This is a genomic window from Rahnella sp. BIGb0236 (assembly GCF_004364755.1).
GTDB classification, from domain to species: Bacteria; Pseudomonadota; Gammaproteobacteria; order Enterobacterales; family Enterobacteriaceae; genus Rahnella; species Rahnella victoriana.
Window position 1 is genome coordinate 103,058 of record NZ_SOAO01000008.1, and the last position, 18,527, is coordinate 121,584.

The following is an 18,527-nucleotide window of genomic DNA, read 5'->3' on the forward strand; positions in this document are numbered from 1 at the left end:
TCAATCTACCAAGAACTAGACCAGTCGTCTACAAGCAAGTTAAAAATATCCCATTTTGCTAACGCTTATTTGTAGATTTCAGCAGTACCGTACAGATGGTTATCGCCACCGGCTGAAATAATACGGTAAGACGTTGCGCCATGTTCAGTCGCTTACTCTTCAATGAATCGCAGCAGGTCTTCATTAATCGTCCCGGCTTGGGTGATTGTCATCCCGTGGCCAAATCCTGCATAGACCTTGATCTGCGCATCTTTGACAAGTTGCGCGGACAGAATGGCAGAGTCGGCCAGCGGCACGATCTGGTCGTCATCACCATGCATGATCAGGGTTGGTACATCGATTTTCTTAAGGTCATCAGTGAAATCAACCTCAGAAAACTGTTTGATACAGTCATATTGACCTTTGATCCCACCCTGCATGCCCTGAAGCCAGAAGCTTTCCCTCACACCCTCAGAAGGCGTCTCTGATGAACGGTTATAGTTGAAAAACGGCGTGGTCAGATCCTTGTAGAACTGAGAACGGTCTTTTTCGACCGCAGCACGGATGCCATCAAACACTTCCATAGGCAGACCGCCAGGGTTTTTCTCACTTTGCAGCATAACCGGCGGTACTGCGCCGATAAGAACGGCTTTGCTGACACGGGCTGAACCGTAGGTACCGATATAGCGTGCGACTTCACCGCCACCGGTCGAATGCCCAACCAGAACAACGTCGTGGAGATCTAACTGCTCGATGAGTGATGATAAATCTTCAGCATAGGTATCCATATCATTGCCGTCCCACGTCTGACTGGAGTTGCCATGGCTGCGGCGATCGTGAGCGATGACACGGAACCCCTGCTGACCGAAGAACAACATTTGCGCGTCCCATGCATCACTCGATAATGGCCAGCCGTGGGAGAAAATAATGGTTTGTCCCTTGCCAAAGTCTTTATATGCAATCTTAGAACCGTCTTTCACCTGAATAGTTTTCATCTCTTTTTTCTCTTTTCTGTTGGCGACGCCTCATTGGCGGCGCATTTAACTTAGAATTGATTTTTCGTATGTTTGCTTTTACACCTGGCAATCATTCAAATAATGGCTGGCAAGGAAAGCATTTCACTGATGTTTACTGAGATAAGCTTTGTGCCGCTTTTTCGATCACCGCCGCAATTTTTTCCGGCTGCGATGCGTAAATGGCATGGTTGCCTTTCAATTCAGTGACGGTGCTGTGCGCGCGTTTAGCCATGAAGCGCTCCAGTTCTGGATTAATAGCACGATCCTGCGTCGCCACGACGGCCCAGCTAGGCTTCGTTTTCCATGCAGGAACGCCTGCCGGGGCAGTGAATGCGGCTACTGCAGGCATGAGTTGAGATTGCGCCAACAGATTTGTTTCTTTGACGGGCAAGTCAGCGGCAAAGTCCGCGTGGAAATTTTCCGGTTTGATATAAAGGAAGTGATCTGGCGTTTCTGTAATTGACTGAGCAGCTGGCGGATATTTTTTTGCCAGACTCAGCAATGAATCACCTTGCTCCGGCTGGAACGCTGCGATGTAAACCAGACCGGCAACAGAGGGATCATTACCCGCGTCACTGATGATCATGCCGGCGTAGCTGTGGCCAACCAGCAATGATTTACCACTTTGTAACGCGAGAACGCGTCGAGTCGCAGCGACATCATCAGCCAGCGAGGTTTGCGGCTCCTGAACAATCGATACGTTGTAGCCCGCTTTATTCAGAATGCGAGCCACCGGATCCCAACCGGAGCCATCAACAAAAGCGCCATGTACCAGAACGATGTTTTTTACCGGCGCAGCCATTGAAGACTGAGCATAAACTGACAGAACCAGGCTTAAAGCCAGCGTGGTCAATGATTTTTTAAACATGATGTATTTCCTTCAATTGTCATTTTTTAAGTTAATACCCTGACATCTGGCCCCCTGCCTTACAGGCCAGCGGACGGACATTCAGGTGTGTAATGTTGTCCAGATTTGCTCCGTGGGGAGGGCTTAAAGAACTCCCTCCCCACGTGATTAACCGTTATGCACCCAGCTGTTTAATCAGTTCTTCTGCCGCCTCGGTAGAGGAGGTTGGGTTTTGCCCGGTGATCAGCAGGCCGTCAGTAACAACATAAGAACTCCAGTCCGCCCCTTTAGAGTAAATCCCGCCTTTGGCAATCAGCTCGTCTTCTACCAGGAAAGGCACAATCTGCGTCAGGCCCACGGCTTCCTCTTCGCTGTTGGTAAAACCGGTGACCTTACGGCCTTCTACCAGCGGTTTTCCTTCCGGGGTTTTGACGTGGCGCAGCACGCCAGGCGCATGGCAGACAAGAGCGACGTGTTTGTTTGCCGCCAGGAAGGCTTCGATAAGGGCGATGGAGTTTTTATCTTCGGCCAGGTCCCACAAAGGGCCGTGACCACCCGGATAAAAAACGGCGTCGTAATCAGCGTGTGAAACGCTGTCGAGACGAACCGTTGACGCCAGGTGTGCGGTTGCTTCTGCGTCTGCCTCGAAGCGGTGGGTCTGCTCGGTCTGGAAGTCAGGCTCATTACTTTTTGGGTCTAACGGCGGGTTACCGCCTTTCGGTGAAGCCAGCGTAATTTCTGCGCCTGCGTCTTTAAAGGCGTAGTAAGGTGCGGCCAGCTCTTCCAGCCAGAAGCCGGTTTTGCGGCCGGTGTCACCCAGTTTGTCATGTGAGGTTAAGACCATCAGAATTTTCATCATTACTCTCCAGTATTTCAAATTGATAATTGAATTAGACCAGTCGTCTAATATGTTCTTAAATAAAAATGTTATATCCGTGCCTGCTATTCCTGCCAACTCTGCGTGCTGTTCATTCCAGCGGAACGGCTGTCGTGCTATGTCGCTTAGTCGCCGTTGCCATGTGAATAAGCTAACACCGAATAGACCGGTCGTCTATAGATAGTTAATAAAACTTTTTCATCTTTTATATGTCAGGCACCTTCTCATAGCGGATGCCTGTCATGATGAGATAACTCACTCATTTTACTGCTTATTCAACTGCGTTTTTTTACGTACTGATAACGCACTTAGTCAACTTTCTTTGCCCAAACTGCCTGAGCATTTGTGAATTCGCGCAGGCCAAAGTGGGAGAGCTCGCGACCATACCCGCTCTTTTTCACACCACCAACAGGGATACGTGCATTCGTGGCAGAAAATCCGTTGATAAACACGCCTCCTGTTTCTAAGCGTCTCGCGATTCGCTGGGCACGTGAAACATCGCTGGTCCAAAGGTTGCCCCCTAAGCCGTAATCGCTGGTATTTGCCAGCTCAATGGCATGCTCGACGTCATCTGCGACAGTAATAGTTGCAACAGGGCCGAAGGTTTCCTCATCAAATGCAGCCATTCCCGGACCGACTTCACCCAATACGGTAGGCTCATAGAAGTTGCCGGGGCCAGCAATTTTATTCCCCCCAAGAAGACGTGTCGCGCCGGCTGCGAGAGTTCGTTCTACTTGATGATGTAATTCATCACGCAAATCTTTTCGCGCCATTGGCCCGATTCTGTTTTGCGGGTCCAGCGGATCGCCAACTTTCAACAGTCTGACGGCCGCGATAAATTTTTGTGTGAATTCCTCCGCGATGGGTTTTTCCAAAATAAACCGTTTCGCGGCTAAGCACACCTGGCCCGCATTTTGGAATCGCGCTTCAACACCCGCGGTAACAGCCAAATCAATATTGGCGTCAGCCAGCACAATAAATGCGTCTGAACCACCTAGCTCAAGCAAGCTTTTTTTCAATGCTTTGCCTGCAATCGCCGATACGGCAGACCCCGCCCGCATACTCCCCGTCAATGTCACTGCGGCAATGCGATCATCCTCAATCACTTTTGCAACAGTTTCGTTATCAGCAATAAGATTGGCGAATAAACCTTTAGGGAAGCCCGCGCTCTCATAAGCATCCTGCAAAGCATAGGCAGAGCCCATCACATTGGGCGCATGCTTGAGGATAAAACCGTTACCCGACAGCATAATCGGGCCCGAAGCGCGAATGACCTGCCATAAAGGGAAGTTCCAGGGCATGACGGCCAAAATTGAGCCAACCGGCAGATACGAGACATGTACCTGATCGTCATTTTCGACAGAAACAGGTTCATCTGCGAGGATTGCCGGGCCATTGCTGGCAATCCAATCAATTGTCGCTGCACACTTCTCAACTTCTGCGCGGGCTGCTGCCAGTGTTTTCCCCATTTCAGCGGTGATAATCCCTGCCAAATTTTCTGAGCGCTCGCGCAGAATCGCGGATAAACGACGATAAGCTTCTACGCGTTTCGGCATGGGAGTAGCACGCCACAGGCGAAAAGCCGCGTTATTATCCGCCAGCATGCCTTCTACTTCGTCAGCAGTTTGAAATGCATAAGTCGCGATCAACTCGTCCGTCGCAGGATTACGTGAAGTCGCGACATCAGGAGAAAGCGTATTCTGTGTGACATGTTGGGATGACATAGTTTTTGCCTCATAAACGGTTTAAGAGAAGCACGTTGTGTGCTTCGATAAAATTCAGTTTAGGCAGGTCGAATCATCCCTGGAAGGCGTCTTGTTATCCTATGACCGGGAGTCACCGGCAACGTGCCGGGGAATATAGGTCACCAGAGAAAGGTCGGGTCTTCCCTCTGGCGTGAGTGCGACATAGGTAAATTCAATATGTCCGGAAGTGGGATGCAAAAGCCGTTTGCTCCCCTCACCCATGCCTTTCACTTCCGTATCCAGCCACCACTCCTTGAATTCCGGGCTTTTTTCAGAGAGTTCTTCAATGAGATGGTCAAAAGGCTTTTTGTCCTGAGCATGGGCGCGTGACGCGCGGAAAACGGAGATCATTCCTCGTGCCATCTGCTCCCAATCCAGGATCTGCGTGCGATACGGACGATATAGAAACAGCAGTCGCAACGTATTACGCTCATGAGGTTCCAGCGATCCATAATCGATGAACAAATCAGCAATAGCATCATTCCAGGCGAGAATATCAAGTCGGGCATTTCTCACATAGGCCGGAATGGGATCGATAGCGCGCACTAAACTTTTCAGGCCATCACTCACACCATCCGCGAGGGGATGGGGTACCGGCTCTTCGCGCGGTGAAAGGGCAAAAAGATGGGATGATTCAATTCTGTTAAGTTTTAGAACTTTTGCTATACGCTGGAGTGCATCTGCCGAAGGTTTAATCTCTCTCCCCTGCTCAAGCCAGGTATACCAACTCACACTGACTCCAGCCAGGATGGCGACTTCCTCACGACGTAAACCGGGTGTACGGCGGGTACCCTGCTGCATGCCGAAGTCCTGAGGATTAAGGCGTGCGCGCCGGCTTACTAAGAAAACACCGAGTTCACGACGCTGCTCTGAAGTGGTTTTTTTAACCATAATAGTCTGCCTGTAAATGATGCGTGAAAAACTGCTCGAGGTGGTCCACCGCCTGACCGACGTATTCCGGGACGTCATACATCTGATAATGGCGCGCGCCTGGGATTTCAAGGACCGGCTGTGTGAGCAGGATTTCCGCCAGATGGAAAGCATCGAAGCCAAGAATTAACGCATCACTCAAGTAATGCCGGCGATTAGTGGAGTTTGCGTGTTGTCCGCGCTCAGTTCGGTAGTAAGTTATAGCAGGCATTTACCACCGAGAGACTAATAAAAAAGGGGTCATTCTGGTGGTCTTGACAGAATGAGGAGAAAAAAGGAAAAGAACGGGTGCCTGAGGTCAACATACGTTGGCAACATCGTAAAAGGTGGGGCGAACCCCACCTTACGGTTAGCTCTTAATTTCGTAGCTTAAGACTGCCGCAATTTCTGTCATGCCCTGTTTGATATGCAATTCGCAAAGCGAATCCCGTACCATCCAGGTCCAGGCCAAAAGCGTGAAACAAATCACGATGAGGCCATGTAACACAAGCTTTCGCGACATCTTGCCCTCCGTTGCATTTCTGCTTTTAAGAGGCTATCCTCATGCTGTCTAGGTATGAAGTGATAGCCTCGGGTAGATTGAAAAAATTTCCCCGGGGCTTTCGTCTTATATGCCTCGAACAACACTGCTCAAGCCAGACAAGCCTCAAGCACCCGCGCGCATTCTACCAGCCTTCCCTCTCTGTATTACGATGTTTTATTGTTCACTTTGTCCTAATTTTCACCCGCTTACACGTTCCCGTATTATCCTTTTCTCTAATCGGCATTAGACATCTATACGGCTATCACTTAGGATTGAACCACCTGGGATAACTGCCTGATGCCACGATGAAAATTAAACACCTACCTCTTGATCAGAATATTAATGGCTGGGCCGCGCTGCGGGATGAGACACGTCGTTACCCGGCCTTGCGTGGCCCGGTCACCGCCGACTGGCTGGTGATTGGCGCCGGATTTGCCGGACTGGCGTTTGCCCGCCGTATTGCGGAACTTCGCCCTCACCAGCACATTGTTGTGCTCGAAGCGCTGGATGTGGCGGATAACGCATCGGCACGAAATTCGGGTTTTGTGATTGATTTGCCGCACACCGTGGGCAGCACATCGGCGGAGCTGGAGCATGCCAATGCGTATCGCCGCCTGTTGCAGTACGGATTGAGTCATCTGAAACACACCGTCGACCGCCATCACATTGAATGTGACTGGCTGAATTCGGGGAAATATCACTGCGCGGTGAGCGAGCAGTTTGACGGTGAAATCGCGCATTATCAGCAGGAGCTTACCACTCTCGGCGAGCACTTCGAACTGCTGGACAGAGCCGCGCTCAGGCAGCGGCTGGGCACAAGTTTTTACCGCAGCGCGGTGTATACGCCCAACTGTATTCTGGTCAATCCGGCGGCGCTGATCAGCGGACTGGCGGACACCTTGCCGCCGAATGTCACGGTATACGCCAATTCTCCGGCCTTACAGATTGATACGCAGGGCACGATCCGGGCGCAAACGCCACATGGCGAAGTGCGCGCCGGTAAGCTGATGCTGGCGATCAATGGTGCCGCGCGCGGTCTGCCGCTGTTCAAAGGCAACGTGTTTGCCATGTCGACATTCGCCACCCTGACCGAACCCCTGACGCCGGAACAGCGCGCGCTGATCGGCGATATTGCGCCGTGGGGGTCAACACCCGTCAATGCGCTGGCGGGCGCGACGCTGCGCTATACCTCTGACCACCGCTTCCTGATCCGCGAACACGTCAACTTTACACCGGGGCTGGTGACCGGTGCCGTTGAAACCGGCCGCCATGCGCACAGACATCAGCGGTTGTTTGCGCGCATTTACCCGCAGTTGCAGGACGTGAACATGGCGTATACCTGGTCGGGGCTGATCAGTATCACGCGCAACGGCGCGCCGGTATGGGGGAAAATTGCCGACAATGTCTATTCGTCTGCGGGATGTAACGGTTCAGGCAGTTCAAAACAGAGCGCATTCGGGCGTCTGCTGGCAGAACATGCCCTGAATGAAGATAATCCGTTGCTGGCGGATATGCAGGGGATCGGGCGCGCCAGTTATCTGCCGCCGCGCCCGTTCCTGGATGCCGGAGTGAAAGGCTTTATGGCGCGGGAACGGTGGCGTTCCCGCAGCGAACTCTGAGAGATGTACAAAGCCGGTCGTCGTCATGACAACCGGCTTTTTTAATGCCGTTTATCGACCCGCGCCACGATGCGATCGCCCAGCCACTGAATACCGCACACCATCACAATCAGCACCACGATCACCTCAATCATCACGACCGTCTCGAAACGCTGATACCCGTAACGGATCGCCAGATCGCCCAGCCCGCCCGCGCCGATAGCGCCCGCCATGGCGGAAGCGCCAATCAGTGCCACCAGCGTGACCACAAATCCGGAAAGAATGCCCGGCAAGGCTTCCGGGATCAGAACGTCCCAGACAATGCGCAGCTTACTGGCTCCCATCGCCCGCACGGCGTCGATCAGTCCGCGATCAACATCCCGCAACGACACCTCCGCCACCCGCGCAAAATAAGGTGTGGCGGTAATGGACAGCGGAACAATGGCCGCCCAGGTGCCCAGCGACGTGCCCACCAGAAAACGGGTCACCGGGATCAGCGCCACCAGTAAAATAATAAAAGGCAGCGAACGGAAACCGTTGATCACCAGCCCAAGCGAGCGGTTCACCCAGCGGTTTTCAGCAATGCCGCCCGGACTGCTCATCACCAGGATAAGCCCCAGCGGCAAACCAGCAATCAGGGAAAACAGGCCGGAAATCGCCGTCATCAGCAAGGTGTCTTCGACAGCGTTAATCAGTAAATCAATCATGACCGGAGACATAACCTGTCAGCTCCACGGTGGCCTGGTGCTGTTGCAGCCAGTGTAAAACGGCCTGCTCAGCGGCGGCATCCTGTACCGGCACTGAGAAGAAGAAACGAACCACGGCATAATGCTGGATATGGTCCACCCCGCCCTGGATCAGACGGAATTTTCCCGGCAACGCGATAGCCATCAGCGTGAGGATTTCCCCCTGCCTGCCCTGCTCCGCATATTGCACGCTGTAAATCGCCTCGCCTTTTCGCACCGGTGACAGACGTTCTGCCAGTGCTTCCGGCAACTGCGGCAGTAATCCCTGCAACAACGTACGGGTCAGCGGTGATTGCGGATGAGCAAACACCTGCCACACTGGCCCTTCTTCGATAATTTCACCGTCATTGATCACGGCCACGCGATGCGCAATTTTTTTGATCACTTCCATCTCATGAGTGATCAGCAAAATGGTGATGCCGAGTGTCTGATTAAGCGATTGCAGGAGCGAAAGAATTGAACGGGTGGTTTCAGGATCCAGCGCGGATGTGGCTTCGTCACAAAGTAAAAGGGCAGGATTCGCCGCCAGTGCGCGGGCAATTCCGACGCGCTGTTTCTGGCCGCCGGAGAGTGCCGCCGGGTAATTTTTCGCCTTGTCTGCCAGCCCGACCAGCGCCAGCAATTCTGCCACCCGTGTCTGCCGCCGGGCCTTGTCATACCCGGCGATTTTCAGGGGCAGCGCCACGTTCTGTTCAACCGTTTTGGCCGCCAGCAAATTGAAATGCTGGAACACCATGCCGACGCGGCTGCGCACCGACTGCAAAGCTTTCTCGTTCAGACCGGTGATCGCGCGGCCTTCGATTTCAATCACTCCGCTGTCCGGCTGTTCCAGTCCGTTGAGACAGCGGATCAGGGTAGATTTACCTGCGCCGCTGCGACCGATAATGCCCACGATTTCGCCCCGCCGGACGGTCAGTGAGACATCTTTCAGCGCCTGCGTGGTGCCAAACTGGCGGCTGACGCGGTCGAGACGGACGACGTCATGCGCCTCCCCGCGGTTCGGCTTCAGGCTTTCCGCTGCAAACTGCCCGGCGTCAGCCGGGCGGGCATGGGCGGTTTCTGAAGGCGTCGCCGTGAAATGCGCGCCGGTTTCAGAGAGGGTCGTCATGCTGAATCCTTACCAGGCGGAAACGCCAGTGCCTTTATAGACCTTATCAAACACCTGTTTGACGGCATCATTCTGGTAAGAACTGACCAGTGTCTTCACCCACGGCGCATGCACATTTTCGGTTTTCACCGCGATAAAGTTGTTATACGGATTGTCTTTAACCGGTTCCTGCGCAATGCGATCGGCAGGCGTCAGGCCACTTTTCAGCGCCCAGTCGGTGTTCACAATCGCGGCATCCAGATCCGGCACGGAGCGACCGATAATGCCGGAATCCAGTTCTTTGATGGTGACGTGGCGCGGGTTTTCGGTGATATCTGCCGTGGTAGCGAAAATACCGGCACCCGGCTTCAGTTTAATCACACCGGATTGCTGAAGCAGGATCAGGCCGCGTGCTTCATTCGCCGGATCGTTGGGCACGCCAATCACCGCGCCCTCTTTCAGTTCGTCGGCAGTTTTCACTTTTTTGGAGTACAGACCAATCGGCCAGACGGCGGTATCCCCGACGCGCACGATATCGTAGTGATTCACTTTGATCTGATTATCAAGGAAAGGCTGATGCTGGAAGGCATTGGCATCCACTTCCCCGTTTTGCAGCGCTTCGTTGGGCTGATTGTAATCGTTGAAAACCACCGGTTTTACGGTCAGACCTTTTGCTGCGGCCTGTTTAACCACTTCGCGCCAGACATCTTCATCCTCACCGCTGATAATGCCGACCTTGATGGTGGTTTTATCGGCGGCCTGCGCGGCACTCAGCGGTGCCAGCACGCTGCCGAAAATCAGCACCGCAGACGTTGCAGCCAGTAAAAAAGCGCGGTTAAGGCGGGTCTTAGTTTTAGTCAATTTCGTGCGCATTGCGTATCCCCAAAAGTATGATGAGAGGCCTGCACAGGGCTGTGTTTCCGTGCAGGAATTTGGCGAGTATACCCATCGGAATATTTCTTTATAATATTGTTTTAATGATAGTTATTTCGGAAATGAATAACTGAAATGGCATAGCAAATCGATAAAAATGCTAAGGCACATGGGCGGGGTTTACTGGCGTTCGGCGAGGTATCTGGCGGGCGGTTTTCCGACCGTTTTGCGGAACATAGTGACAAAGCCGCTGGCATTTTCGTATCCGAGATCCAGCCCGACGGTCTGCACGCTTTCCCCCTGCGACAACCGCTGAAGCGACAAAATCACATGCAACTGCCGGCGCCACTGGCCAAAGCTCATGCCGATTTCCTGCATCAGCAAGCGGCTCATGTTGCGCTCGCTCATGCCAATCTGCGTCGCCCAGTCCCGCAGCAGAATTTTATCTGACGGGTTCGCCAGCAGCAGCGCGCTCAGGCGTCGTAACCGCGCATCCTGCGGCATTGGCAGGTGTAACCCTTCAACCGGCGCGGCAGAAATTTCATCGAGCAGCGTGGCGATCAGCCGCCCTTCGCGCCCCTGTTCCGCATACAGTTCGGGAAATTGGGTCGCTTTGAGCATCAGTTCACGCAGTAAGGGCGAGACGGCAATCGTGCAGCATTCCTGCGGCAAATCCACTGCCGTACCCGGTTCGATAAACAGGCAGTAGCATTCGGTTTCGCCCGTACCGCGCGCCGAATGTGGCAGATTGCCGGGGATCCACACCGCGCATTGCGGCGGCACAATCCATGTCCCCTGATCGACTTCACAATTGAGGATGCCGCGCAGCGTATAAAAAAGCTGTGCCCGGCGATGGCTGTGTCGGGCATATTCCCAGTTTTCTGACGCCACTGTGGCGTTCAGCAACACGACGGGCCGCGGCACATTATCGACATCAAACGTGCCGGAAGGTTGACTGAGCGACGTGGCGGTCAGCGACACCGACATCATAACCCCCTCTCCCGGCGTGACGCGGCAGTGTGGCCGGATTGAACAACAGTCTGGCGATTCTGTGCAATGACGCCCTGCCAGCGGGTCAGATAAGGTGATGGTCTTTGCGGGCAATGCATGCTGCGCCGCCCGTTCTTACCTACAGGAGCCTCATCATGCTTATTAATGCCGGGCAATTTCCCATCGTCAGGGTGCAGTTTAATGCCACGTCGGTTCATGCCGCGAATCAGTCGCCGTTCGCCGATTTTGATGCCCTGCTTGACCGCAACCAGCCGTTCGTCTTTATTAACGATGAAGGTCTGGGCAGCGAGCGCCATGAGCAATCGCAGGAGGAAATGCAGGCGATTGTGCTTTGGCGCAAGAAGAACCGCCATGCCCTGCGCGAGCGGGTAAAAGGCAGTATTTATATTGAACCGGATACCGACAACCGTATGGCCGCAGAAAGCTTTGCCCGCACGTACGAGAAATTCTGGGGCTATCCGATGCTGATTGTCGCCGACGAAAATGAAGCCCTTGCGCTGGCGCAAAAGATCCTGACTGATTGTCATGTATCCCCGCAGTGAGCTGGCAGAAAAGTCAGATGCCTGACCAGTTTTTTTGAGAGTGATTCTCATTAGCAGAATATCAGTCAGTATGGTGAAAAGTCCACCCGGCCATTCATCAGGTAAAGTCAGCGTTAACGGCCATAAAAAAACCCGCCGGAGCGGGTTTTTGCGTTTCTGGCGGACGGCGGATTATGACTGCGGATCCACCGGCTGAACCTCGAGAGACACCATACCGATGCCCAGTTTGCGTGGCTGGAAGCCACCGCTGGTGCCTTCGGTCGGCTCGGTCGGTTCCGGTGGCGTGATCACAATGCTCTGCGCCGCACCGGGGTTGGTGAACTGCACTTTTACGATGCCGTCTTTGTCGCCAAAGGTGACAAACTGCTCCTGATCACCGACGCGGACAGACACCGGTTTATCGATATTGTTGCCGTAAGCGCGGGCGCGGATCACCACGTCAAAGGTGGCTGGCAGCGGTTTGACATAGTCAATTTGCACCGACGGCGCCAGATTGGCATCAGACCAGCGTCCCCAGTTTTCAACAGCGGAAACCCCGGTGATGGCTTTCACCTGTTCCGGCAATCCCGGCACCATAAAGGCGATAGCTTTCGACTGATACGTTGTGGCGGAATCGTCAATGTTCAGGGTTTTCAGGGTTTGCTGATAAATCGCATTGCTGCCTGAGGTGTCCTTAGCGAAGTCCACTTTACCTTTGAACGTATCGCCGGTGACCTGCACGATGGTCGGTTTCGCGCCCAGATTGCCGGACGCCACACACAGGCCGGTATTGAGCGACAGTTCCGGCGCCCAGACGCGCCCCATTTCGTAGCATTTATCCACCCAGACAAAGTTATCGCTGGTGGCCAGTCCGGCCAGCTGTTTTTTCAGCGGCGTGGACAGATAGACATCAAACATCGGTTCGATTTTGTCTGCCGTGACTTTCAGGATGAACGGCGTTTTGATGGTCATGCCGGAGAACGTGAACGTGTTGTCTTTGGTGTTCACCGCGTAATGATTAATGCTGTTCGGGAAGCCCCACTGTTTGATGACCGCCGGTTTCCAGGCATTCACTTTGTCATCGATATTCAGGAACTGTGCGGTCATGGAGGTTGCAGACACACCACTGCGGCCCAGACCGATGTAGTTATCGCCGCCCATCATATCCAGCACCGTCGCGCCGTTATCCAGCGTGCTGCGTTTCGCGCCATTCTGATCGCCGACCGGATGACGCCCATCGAGCACGAAGAACAGGTCTTTGCGGTTTTCTTTGGTCAGAATGCTGTAAGCCGTGTTGTTCATCGCCAGATGATCGGATGACACCACAATGATGGTGTTATCAAAATAACCGGACTTTTTAATCTTATCGATAAACGCGGCAATCAGTTCCTGACTACAGGAAACCGCACTCAGCGACTGATTGGCTTTTCCGTTCACTTTATATTCCTTGCGGGTACAACCGCGCGAAATAAAGCCGTCCGGATGATGGGTATCGACGGTCAGCGTGAACAGTGAGAATGGTTTGCCTTCCTGACTCAGCGTCACGAATTTTTTGTACACCTCATCCAGCAGGGTATCGTCATACCAGCCCCAGTCATTTTTGTATGACGGATCCGCGACGGTCGGACGCAATTCGTTGTAGCCATAAAGATGGTCAAAACCATGGGATTTCAGGAAGGTGCCTTTACCGGCAAACGCCAGCTCTGCGCCCTGATAGAAGTAGTTGGTGTAGCCTGCGCCTTTGAGCACATCGCCAAGACAAACGTTTTCAGGGTAGAAGGTCGCCAGTGCGCTGGAGGCATTGCCATCAAACGGCGCAAACAGCGGGATCCCACACTGCGAAGCCACCATACCTGCGATGGTATAACCGGTGCCCGGCAGCTGTTTGGTATTGGTGAAATCGGTGCTTTGCGCTTTATGACGGCTTAATTCCGTGGTCAGCCCCGGAAATACTTTATCGTCAAAATAAGTGCGCTCCAGACTTTCGCCATAGATATAAACCAGATTCGGTTTTTTCGCGCCTTTAATAATTTTTTCCGGCACTTTGTAATAGGTATCGAAATCTGCGCCGTTGCCGGTGATTTGCGTTTTCACCAGACGGGAAATGTTCTGGAATGCCTGCGTGGATCCCACCGAGAAGACCGCCAGCACCACCGCCAGTACGCTGTACACCACGCTGCTGTTCTTCGCGCGACGTTGTCTGAGGCACCACGCCAGCAAGGTGAAGACGGCGATAAGTCCGGCCAGTAAGCCGATGAACGGTAAGATGTATTTGTTCAGCCCCGCGCCTTTCAGGCTGCTGGTGACGGTATATAACACCGCATCAGTGATACCTTCACCGGTGAAGTAATTGCTGCCAATCAGGATGACGTTGAGGATGACGTATAGCCCGAGGAAAAACAGCACCAGCGAAAACCAGACACGGCTGGCCGACGCCCGGGTGACGTATAAAAAAATAGAGGAAAGAAATAAAACAAAAGAAAATATCTCAGAAGCCATTTCAGCACCCTGTCTGATTAAACAATAAACTCAACGACCCAATTCTGCTGTTTTGAGAGCAGCGCCGACGGTTCAACTCATCGAGCGAATGACCCGTTAGTCATTCACTTCATCCTTGAGACAGGAAAATTCATGCCAAAAACGGATAGCGCTATATAGCCTGTTGAACCTGTGAGGGTCAACGTCCTAACCCTGATTCAGGTCACTGATTTGCCCTATAAAACTGACATTTTACAAATTATTGACGGCTAATTTCGCATGATAACTCAGAAATTTAACTTTATAGTCACCTTTCTGTAAGAAATGCATGATAGCTGAATACTGTGGGAGAAATGTGGAGGGAGATCGGAAATGATGAAATTCAGAATAATTCCTTTCAGGTGCCACCCGCTGCCCCCGCCAAATTAATGGCAGTTGCAGCAAGGCGGCAGGGGATCAGATCCCGCCTAAGTAGGCCTTGCGGACTTCCTGATTATGTAAAAGTTCTTCCCCGGAACCACTCAGCCGGATCTGTCCGTTGACCATCACATAGCCGCGATCAGACAGCTTCAGCGCATGATGGGCATTTTGCTCGACCAGAAAAATGGTCATGCCGCTTTTGGCAAGTTCACGCAGCGTCTGGAATATCTGTTTAACGATAATCGGTGCCAGCCCGAGACTGGGTTCATCGAGCAGTAACAGTTTCGGACGGCTCATCAGCGCGCGGGCAATCGCCAGCATTTGCTGCTCACCGCCGGACATGGTCATCGCCCGTTGTTTACGGCGTTCTTTCAGACGCGGGAACAAATCAAACATGGTTTGCAGATCTTCCGCAGCGTATTTGTTGCCGACGGGAATGGTGCCCATCAGCAGGTTTTCTTCCACGGTCATATCCGGGAAAACACGCCGCCCTTCCGGCGACTGTGCAATGCCTGCCGAGGCCACAAAGTGCGTCGATTTACGGCTGATATCCTCGCCGCGAAACAGGATCTGCCCGCTGTGCAGGCGGGGCTGTCCAAATATCGACATCAGCAGCGTCGATTTTCCGGCACCGTTCGCACCAATCAGCGCCACGGTTTCCCCCTGGTTCACCTGCAAAGACACCTGTTGCAGCGCCTGGATCGCGCCGTAATACACATTCACATCACGAAATTCCAGCATGGCGTCACTCATAAGCTGACCTCTTCGTCTTCATCAGCACCGAGATACGCGGCAATGACTTTCTCATCGTTCTGAATCGCCTGCGGCCCCCCTTCGGCAATCACATCGCCGTGATCAAGCACGATAATATGATCCGAAATCTCCATCACCATGCCCATATCATGTTCAATCAGCAGCACGGTGATGTCGTGATGATCGCGCAGGAAGCGGATAATTTTGCTCAGCGTGCGGGTTTCTACCGGATTCAGTCCGGCGGCTGGTTCATCGAGGCAGATCATTTCCGGCGCGGTACACATCGCGCGGGCAATCTCCAGACGGCGCTGCTGGCCGTACGACATTTCCCCCGCCAGCCGGTTGGCGCAGTCCACCAGCTCCACCACTTCAAGCCAGTAAAATGCCCGGTCCAGTGCCTGATTTTCGGCACGGCGATAGCCCGGCGTATTGAGCACGCCGGCAATCAGATTACGGTTGGTCTGCATGTGTTGCGCCACCAGCAGGTTTTCAATCACCGACATTTCGCGAAACAGCCGGATATTCTGGAAAGTGCGTGCCAGTCCGGCGCGGTTAACCAGATGGGTGCCGCCGAACATTTTGTAGAAAATCCGTTTGCCCAGTTGTGCCGGTTTAACCCAGTCATCCGGCTGGAATTTCTGCCCGAGGATCTGAATCACATTGGTGGTGCGACGGCGCGTATTCAGCAAGATATTGCCGCCGGACGCTTTATAAAATCCGGTCAGGCAGTTGAAGACGGTGGTTTTTCCGGCACCGTTCGGGCCGATCAGCGCGGTGATCGACCCGCGTTTCACCGCCAGGTTCACATCGTTCAGCGCCTTAATGCCGCCAAAATGCATACGCAAATGTTCCACGCTCAGGATAGTGTTATCCGCAATTGCTTCGCTCATGGTGCGACTCCCTTACGCACGGTAAACCCGCTGCGGCTGATGCGGATCAACCCGCGTGGTCGCCAGATCATCATCACCACCATCAGGACGCCAAACAGCAGGACGCGGTATTCAGCAAAGCTGCGCAACAGTTCCGGTGCCACGGTCAGCACAAACGCTGCCAGCACCACGCCGATGGTCGAGCCCATGCCGCCCAGCACCACAATCGCCAGGATCAGCGCGGATTCAAAAAAGGTAAAAGAAGTCGGATTCACGAATCCCTGATAGGTGGCGAAAAACACGCCCGCAATACCGGCGGTAGAGGCCCCGAGGGTGAATGCCGACAGTTTGACCAGCACATGATTCAGCCCCATCGCGCGACAGGCAATTTCGTCTTCCCGCAGTGCTTCCCACGCCCGCCCGATCGGCATACGGGTCAGGCGGTGTTTAATAAACAGCACCAGCAACACCACCAGAACCAGCACGGCGTAGATGAAGATAAACTTCATATTCGGGTTATAGGTGAGGTGGAAAAACTCGTGAAAAGGTACGCCGCCCTCTTTTGCCCGCCTGCCGAATTCCAGCCCGAAAAAGGTCGGCGGCGGCGCGGACACTCCGTTAGGGCCGCCGGTGAACGACAGCCAGTTGGTCAGCACCAGACGGATGATCTCCCCGAAACCGAGGGTCACAATCGCCAGATAATCGCCGTGCATGCGCAGCACAGGGAAACCGAGCAAAGCCCCGGCCAGCGCCGCCATCACCGCCGCCAGCGGCAGCATCGACCAGAAGCCGAGGCCGAGATACTGATACCCGAGCGCCAGCCCGTAAGCCCCGATGGCGTAGAACGCCACGTACCCCAGATCGAGCAAACCGGCCAGACCGACCACGATATTCAGGCCGAGTCCGAGCAGCACATAAATCAGCCCCAGTATCGCGACGGTCAGAATGTATTTGGTGGCGACGAACGGGAAGAAAATCGCCAGCACCAGCAGCAGCGGGATAATCCAGCGCAAATTGCTTTTGTGATCCGGTGGCCGGACATACACGCCTGCGCTGTCCGATTCGAAACGCGCCCGCATTTTCTGTCCCTTCGCCGTTTCTAAAAAGGCACTGAGCAGAAAACGCCCCACCATCACCGCGGCGATAATCCATACCAGCCGCTGCGTGTGAAAGTTAAAGCTGTAGCCATCAAGCACCACGCCGACCACCGGCCCGAAAATAATCAGCGCCACCAGCCCGGCAAAAACAGCATCCAGCACACAGCGTTTCAGTGAAAAGCCGCTGTTTACAGCAGTTTGTGTCGTCATTTTTTTCCCCTCACACTTTCGTCACGACCGGACGGCCCAGCAGGCCCTGAGGGCGGAAAATGAGGATCACCACCAGCAATCCAAAAGAGAACACGTCTTTGTAATCGGAATTCACCATGCCCGAGAATTGCGCTTCCGCGATGCCCAGAATCAGCCCGCCGAGCATTGCGCCCGGTAACGACCCGATGCCGCCGAGAACCGCCGCCGTAAAGGCTTTGATGCCGATGATGAAACCGGCGTAAAAATCGAAGGTGCCGTAGTTCATGGTCACCAGAACCCCGGCCAGCCCGGCCATCGCCGCGCCAATCATAAAGACCAGCGAGATAATGCGGTCAGTGTTAATGCCGAGGATCGAGGCCATCTTTCTGTCCTGCTGCACCGCACGACACATCCGCCCGAGTCTGGTGTGACTGATAATCCATGACAGGACCAGCATCCCCACCAGCGAAGCCACCAGAATGAAAATTTTGGTGTAGGTCATCTGTACAAAACTCTCGCCGATATGGAAACGGAATGCCCCATCCAGCATGGTCGGAATGCCCTGTTGTCGTGGTCCCTGACTGATTTGTGCGTAGTTTTGCAGAATAAGCGACATACCGATGGCGGAAATCAGCGGCGCGAGGCGTGTGGAATTTCGCAGCGGTTTATAGGCAATGCGTTCAATCGCCCAGCCGTACACCCCGGTCACCACGATGGTAAACACCAGCGTGCCGAGGATCAGCAGCGGAAAAGAGTGCAAGCCGAAGAAGGAGAGCAGCGCCAGCCCGATGGCACAGAGGTAGGCCGAAATCATATACACTTCGCCATGCGCGAAGTTGATCATGCCGATAATGCCATAAACCATCGTATAGCCGATGGCGATCAACCCGTAAACAGCGCCCAGCGTGATGCCATTAAACAACTGTTGCAGAAAGAATGAATCCATAAATACGCAGTCTCGTTTTGTG

Annotated in this window: 18 protein-coding genes and 1 pseudogene; 2 read left to right on the forward strand and 17 right to left on the reverse strand. The window is 53.7% G+C overall.

Going from position 1 to position 18,527, the window contains the following annotated elements; translation table 11 throughout:
• Positions 1-65 precede the first annotated feature (65 nt).
• From EDF78_RS16795 to EDF78_RS16830, 8 genes and pseudogenes are all read right to left on the reverse strand, one after another.
• Positions 66-152, reverse strand: a pseudogene (locus EDF78_RS16795) (YdgH/BhsA/McbA-like domain containing protein); the annotation flags it as partial.
• Positions 153-974: an alpha/beta hydrolase gene (locus EDF78_RS16800; RefSeq protein WP_133823531.1), complete on the reverse strand. Its 822-nt coding sequence runs from the start codon at positions 972-974 to the stop codon at positions 153-155.
• Between the two features lie 133 nt (positions 975-1,107).
• Entirely contained in the window at positions 1,108-1,863 is a 756-nt protein-coding gene (locus tag EDF78_RS16805) for an alpha/beta hydrolase (protein ID WP_119823748.1), read from the reverse strand.
• Between the two features lie 154 nt (positions 1,864-2,017).
• Positions 2,018-2,698, reverse strand: a complete 681-nt coding sequence (locus EDF78_RS16810) for a type 1 glutamine amidotransferase domain-containing protein (protein WP_095921586.1) — start codon at positions 2,696-2,698, stop codon at positions 2,018-2,020.
• Between the two features lie 329 nt (positions 2,699-3,027).
• Positions 3,028-4,443: an NAD-dependent succinate-semialdehyde dehydrogenase gene (locus EDF78_RS16815; RefSeq protein ID WP_133823532.1), complete on the reverse strand. Its 1,416-nt coding sequence runs from the start codon at positions 4,441-4,443 to the stop codon at positions 3,028-3,030.
• A 99-nt stretch (positions 4,444-4,542) separates the two neighbouring features.
• Positions 4,543-5,355, reverse strand: a complete 813-nt coding sequence (locus EDF78_RS16820) for a helix-turn-helix transcriptional regulator (protein ID WP_133823533.1) — start codon at positions 5,353-5,355, stop codon at positions 4,543-4,545.
• Entirely contained in the window at positions 5,348-5,536 is a 189-nt protein-coding gene (locus tag EDF78_RS16825) for a hypothetical protein (RefSeq protein ID WP_095921583.1), read from the reverse strand. The genes EDF78_RS16820 and EDF78_RS16825 overlap by 8 nt, the downstream gene beginning before the upstream one ends.
• A gap of 207 nt (positions 5,537-5,743) precedes the next feature.
• The gene (locus EDF78_RS16830; RefSeq protein ID WP_095921582.1) at positions 5,744-5,896 is read right to left on the reverse strand and encodes a Hok/Gef family protein; all 153 of its coding nucleotides are present in this window, start codon (positions 5,894-5,896) and stop codon (positions 5,744-5,746) included.
• Between the two features lie 326 nt (positions 5,897-6,222).
• Between EDF78_RS16830 and EDF78_RS16835 the strand changes: the two genes are divergently transcribed.
• Positions 6,223-7,536: an FAD-binding oxidoreductase gene (locus EDF78_RS16835; RefSeq protein ID WP_133823534.1), complete on the forward strand. Its 1,314-nt coding sequence runs from the start codon at positions 6,223-6,225 to the stop codon at positions 7,534-7,536.
• A gap of 41 nt (positions 7,537-7,577) precedes the next feature.
• Here the strand turns inward: EDF78_RS16835 and EDF78_RS16840 are convergent, their stop codons facing one another.
• The 4 genes from EDF78_RS16840 to EDF78_RS16855 form a co-directional block, all read right to left on the reverse strand.
• The gene (locus EDF78_RS16840) at positions 7,578-8,234 is read right to left on the reverse strand and encodes a methionine ABC transporter permease (RefSeq protein ID WP_095921580.1); all 657 of its coding nucleotides are present in this window, start codon (positions 8,232-8,234) and stop codon (positions 7,578-7,580) included.
• Entirely contained in the window at positions 8,215-9,369 is a 1,155-nt protein-coding gene (locus tag EDF78_RS16845; protein WP_131693441.1) for a methionine ABC transporter ATP-binding protein, read from the reverse strand. Before EDF78_RS16845 ends, EDF78_RS16840 begins: the two co-directional genes overlap by 20 nt.
• 9 nt (positions 9,370-9,378) lie before the next feature.
• A complete protein-coding gene (locus EDF78_RS16850; RefSeq protein WP_133823535.1) occupies positions 9,379-10,221 on the reverse strand; it encodes a MetQ/NlpA family lipoprotein in 843 nt (280 codons plus the stop codon).
• A 180-nt stretch (positions 10,222-10,401) separates the two neighbouring features.
• Positions 10,402-11,208 (reverse strand): helix-turn-helix transcriptional regulator, encoded by an 807-nt coding sequence (locus EDF78_RS16855; RefSeq protein ID WP_133823558.1) that lies wholly within the window; start codon positions 11,206-11,208, stop codon positions 10,402-10,404.
• A 158-nt stretch (positions 11,209-11,366) separates the two neighbouring features.
• On the opposite strand from EDF78_RS16855, the gene EDF78_RS16860 reads away from it, so the two are divergent.
• Positions 11,367-11,774: a hypothetical protein gene (locus EDF78_RS16860; protein WP_095921577.1), complete on the forward strand. Its 408-nt coding sequence runs from the start codon at positions 11,367-11,369 to the stop codon at positions 11,772-11,774.
• 171 nt (positions 11,775-11,945) lie between these two features.
• On the opposite strand, the gene opgB is transcribed toward EDF78_RS16860, so the two are convergent.
• From opgB to EDF78_RS16885, 5 genes are all read right to left on the reverse strand, one after another.
• Complete coding sequence (gene opgB / locus EDF78_RS16865; protein ID WP_131693443.1) at positions 11,946-14,252, reverse strand: phosphatidylglycerol--membrane-oligosaccharide glycerophosphotransferase; 2,307 nt, start codon at positions 14,250-14,252, stop codon at positions 11,946-11,948.
• 435 nt (positions 14,253-14,687) lie between these two features.
• On the reverse strand, positions 14,688-15,404 hold the full coding sequence (locus EDF78_RS16870; RefSeq protein ID WP_095921575.1) for an ABC transporter ATP-binding protein: 717 nt from the start codon (positions 15,402-15,404) through the stop codon (positions 14,688-14,690).
• Complete coding sequence (locus tag EDF78_RS16875; RefSeq protein ID WP_119826212.1) at positions 15,401-16,294, reverse strand: ATP-binding cassette domain-containing protein; 894 nt, start codon at positions 16,292-16,294, stop codon at positions 15,401-15,403. The genes EDF78_RS16870 and EDF78_RS16875 overlap by 4 nt, the downstream gene beginning before the upstream one ends.
• Positions 16,291-17,580 carry a high-affinity branched-chain amino acid ABC transporter permease LivM gene (livM, locus tag EDF78_RS16880; RefSeq protein ID WP_119826214.1) on the reverse strand — a complete coding sequence of 430 codons (1,290 nt, stop codon included), beginning with the start codon at positions 17,578-17,580 and terminating at the stop codon, positions 16,291-16,293. The genes EDF78_RS16875 and livM overlap by 4 nt, the downstream gene beginning before the upstream one ends.
• Before the next feature lie 10 nt (positions 17,581-17,590).
• On the reverse strand, positions 17,591-18,505 hold the full coding sequence (locus tag EDF78_RS16885; protein ID WP_095921572.1) for a branched-chain amino acid ABC transporter permease LivH: 915 nt from the start codon (positions 18,503-18,505) through the stop codon (positions 17,591-17,593).
• Between the last annotated feature and the right edge of the window lie 22 nt (positions 18,506-18,527).